Annotated in this window: 3 protein-coding genes; all 3 read right to left on the reverse strand. The window is 65.4% G+C overall.

Annotated elements, in window-relative coordinates; all coding sequences use genetic code 11:
• A partial coding sequence (locus EKL94_RS21980; protein WP_126930634.1) for a methyl-accepting chemotaxis protein occupies positions 1-2,149 on the reverse strand: 2,149 nt, incomplete at its 3' end.
• Positions 2,150-2,250: 101 nt separating this feature from the next.
• Positions 2,251-2,634 carry a hypothetical protein gene (locus tag EKL94_RS21985; RefSeq protein ID WP_010482470.1) on the reverse strand — a complete coding sequence of 128 codons (384 nt, stop codon included), beginning with the start codon at positions 2,632-2,634 and terminating at the stop codon, positions 2,251-2,253.
• 136 nt (positions 2,635-2,770) lie between these two features.
• The gene (locus EKL94_RS21990) at positions 2,771-3,262 is read right to left on the reverse strand and encodes a chemotaxis protein CheW (protein WP_010482468.1); all 492 of its coding nucleotides are present in this window, start codon (positions 3,260-3,262) and stop codon (positions 2,771-2,773) included.
• Positions 3,263-3,511: the final 249 nt, after the last annotated feature.

Consider the following 3,511-nt stretch of genomic DNA (forward strand, 5'->3'; position numbering starts at 1 on the left):
TGGCTTCTTCCACCAGCGCGGCGTTCTGCTGGGTGGTTTCGTCCATCTGCACCACGGTCTGGTTGACCTGCTCGATGCCGGCGCTCTGTTCCTGCGAAGCCGCAGAGATCTCGGCCATGATGTCGGTCACGCGCTGCACCGAGGCGACGATCTCGCCCATGGTCGCGCCGGCCTTGTGTACCAGCGCCGAGCCGTCGTTGACCTTGCCGACGGAGTCGTCGATCAGGCCCTTGATCTCCTTGGCGGCAGCGGCCGAGCGCTGGGCGAGGGTGCGCACTTCGCTGGCGACCACGGCGAAACCACGGCCCTGTTCGCCGGCACGTGCGGCTTCCACCGCGGCGTTCAGCGCCAGGATGTTGGTCTGGAAGGCGATGCCGTCGATGACGCTGATGATCTCGGCGATCTTCTTCGACGAGGCTTCAATGGCCGACATGGTGGTGACCACCTGGCCGACCACTTCACCACCCTGCGAGGCGACGCCATGCGCGCCGATGGCGAGCTGGTTGGCCTGGCGGGCGTGTTCGGCGTTCTGGCGCACGGTGGAGGTCAGTTCCTCCATCGAGGCAGCGGTTTCTTCCAGGTTGGCGGCCTGCTGTTCGGTACGGCGCGACAGGTCGCTGTTGCCCGAGGCGATCTCGCCGGCGGCCGAGCTGATCGCGCGGCTGGACTGCTTGATGCGGGTGACGATTTCGCTCAGCTGCGCGGCGGTGGCGTTGGCGTCGTCGCGCATGCGGGCGAACACGCCCTGGTAATCGCCATGCATGCGCACGGTCAGGTCACCCTGCGACAGCGCGGCGAGCAGGCCGGAGATCTGTTCGATGCTGCCAGCGTTGGCGTCCAGCAGGCCGTTGATCTGCTGGGCCAGCTGCAGGAAGAAGCCTTCCTTGTCGCTGGAATCGATGCGGCCGGACAGGTCACCGGCAGCAGCCTGGGCGATCACGCGTGCCACTTCGGCTTCCACCTGCGCTTCCTGGGTGCGGTCGCGCCATTCCACCACGTAGCCGACGGTGTCGCCGCCTTCATTGCGGATGGTCGAGACCACCTGGGCAAACTGGGCATCGCCGTACTGCATCGGGCGACGGGCAACACCGTGTGCCTTCAGGTTGCCCAGCAGGGTCTGGTCCATCTCGCCGCGGTGTTCAAGCACGGTGACCGGCTTGCCGATCAGCGAGGCCTGCGCGTCGAAGTCCGGCAGGTCGCGGCGTACTTCGTCCTGATACTGGCTCAGGGTCTGCTGCAGTGCGCGATTGGTGTAGACGATGGTGTTGCTGGTATCGGTCAGGTACACGCCGGTGGAGCTGTAGTCCAACGCGGTACGGATGCGCAGGTTCTCGCGGGCAACGGCCTGGTCGGTTTCGATGCGCTCGCGCAGGTCGCGCTGCATGCGCTGCATGGCCTGCATCAGTTCGCCCACTTCATCCTGGCGGCTGACGTCGATGTGGCCATCGAGCTTGCCGCCGGCCACGTCGTTGGCAACCGACACGGCGCCACGCACGCTGCCGACCAGGGCGCGGGCGAACAGCCAGACCAGCACCAGGCCGAGCGCGGCGCCGCCCAGCAGGGCGATCACGGTCAGCACGGCCGAGGCGGAATAGGTGGATTCGGCCTCTTCGCGCGAGGCGCGGGCGAGGCGGTTGTCTTCGGCGATGAGGGCTTCCAGCGCCGAGGCAGCCTTGCGGTGCTTGGTGCGGGTCTCGCCGACGAAGGTATCGATGGCGTCGTCCGGCAGGTCCAGTTCCAGCATCTCGGTGACGCTGTCATAGGAGGCCAGGGCGTCCTTCCACTCCTTGGCGAAGGTGTCGAACAGCTTCTTCTGCTGCGGATTGTCGACCAGGGTCGGATAGCCCTTGATCGACTTGTCCATGCTCTCGCGCAGCTCGACGGTCTGCTTGCGTGCATCAGCCTTGACGTCGTCGCTGGCGCGGATCAGCTGCTGGTAGGCGGCGTTGCGGTATTCACCCAGCATGCCGCGCATCTCGCCGGCCATGCGGATGCTCTCCATGCGAGAACCTGCCAGCTCGGTGGTGACATTGTTCAGCGAATGCAGGCCGCGATAGGCGACGATGCCCTGCAGCAACATCACCAGCAGGAGGACACCGAAGGTCAGCAGCAGCTTCGGCATCAGTTTGAGGTTGTTGATCCACGGCATGGGCGTTGCGATCTCCTAAGGCAGACGCGTCCGGGCATCGGGCCCGGTTGCAGCAGAAACCACGCCGGCGCCAGGTCCGGCGTGGTTCGACGGACAGCGGATTACTTGATGTTGGCCAGCTTCAGGCCGGCCGGCGAGCTGACTTCGATTTCCGCGCGCGAGGCGTCGCGCTGGATCTTGCCGATCACGCAGACGGTCTTGCCTTCCAGGGTTTCCAGCGGGAAGGAGAACTTGCCGCGGTTCTCGCCGGCGATGCGGGCCGAGAAGGTGTGGCGCGGGAAGGCGCCGCCCATGTACAGGAAGGTCGGCTGGCCTTCGGAACCTTCTGCGTAGCGGGCCTTCTCGACCTTGCCGCAGACCATGCCGTCCTTGCCGACCGAGCGCGGTGCCAGTTCCGGCGGGATCATGTCGGCCGACTGGGCGAACGCAGCGGAAGCGGTGGTGGCCAGGACAGCGGCCGAAACGAACGCAAGCAGGGACTTCATCGAGGTGTATCTCCGGGGATGGTGATGGTCGTTCCGGTTCTGCGCGCTCCTGCGCGACCGGCTTCTGTCCCCCTATCGGCACTGCCGGAGGGAACTGAAGGGTTGTGTGACCAGAACGTGAAGCAGGTCCGTTCGATCAGGCGGCGGCGTCTTCAACGACGTTGGCCTGGCCCATGTCGGCGCTGTCCAGCAGGGTCTCGATGTCGAGCAGGATCAGCATGCGGTCGTCCTGCGTGCCGATGCCGGAGATGAAGCGGGTATCGACGGCGGCGCCGAATTCCGGGGTCGGGCGGATCTGCTCGGCCGAGAGCGGGATCACGTCCGAGACGCTGTCGACCACGATGCCAACCACGCGGTCGTCGACGTTCAGCACGATCATCACGGTGAAGGCGTCGTAGCGGGCATCGTCCAGGCGCAGCTTCAGGCGCAGGTCGATGACCGGGACGATGGTGCCGCGCAGGTTGATCACGCCCTTGATGTAGTCCGGCGCATCCGGCACCCGGGTGACCGCGTCATAGCCGCGGATTTCCTGCACCTTGAGGATGTCCACGCCGTAGTGCTCGGCACCGAGGGTGAAGCTGAGGAATTCGCCACCGGCGCTGGCGGTGGAGCTGGTCTTGTCGTTCATCGAGGGGTCCTGGTTCTGCCGGAAGTCCCGGTGTCAGGCTCGATATCGGCCCCTCGTCGGGGGACTTTAGGTGTGGCGCCTGGGGCATCCACGCATGGCGTGGATCTACCGGGGGGCTGGCCCTTTTACCCATCTGACGGTGCCGAGGCACTTACCGTTGGTGGTCTGAGTGGCGCGTCGACCATTAATAGACAAAAAGATAGACAGAGACTGTAGCAGCAGAATGCAACCGCACGAGCAAGAAAGTTA

This window comes from Stenotrophomonas maltophilia, assembly GCF_003970865.1.
In the GTDB taxonomy this organism is placed as follows: Bacteria; Pseudomonadota; Gammaproteobacteria; order Xanthomonadales; family Xanthomonadaceae; genus Stenotrophomonas; species Stenotrophomonas maltophilia_AR.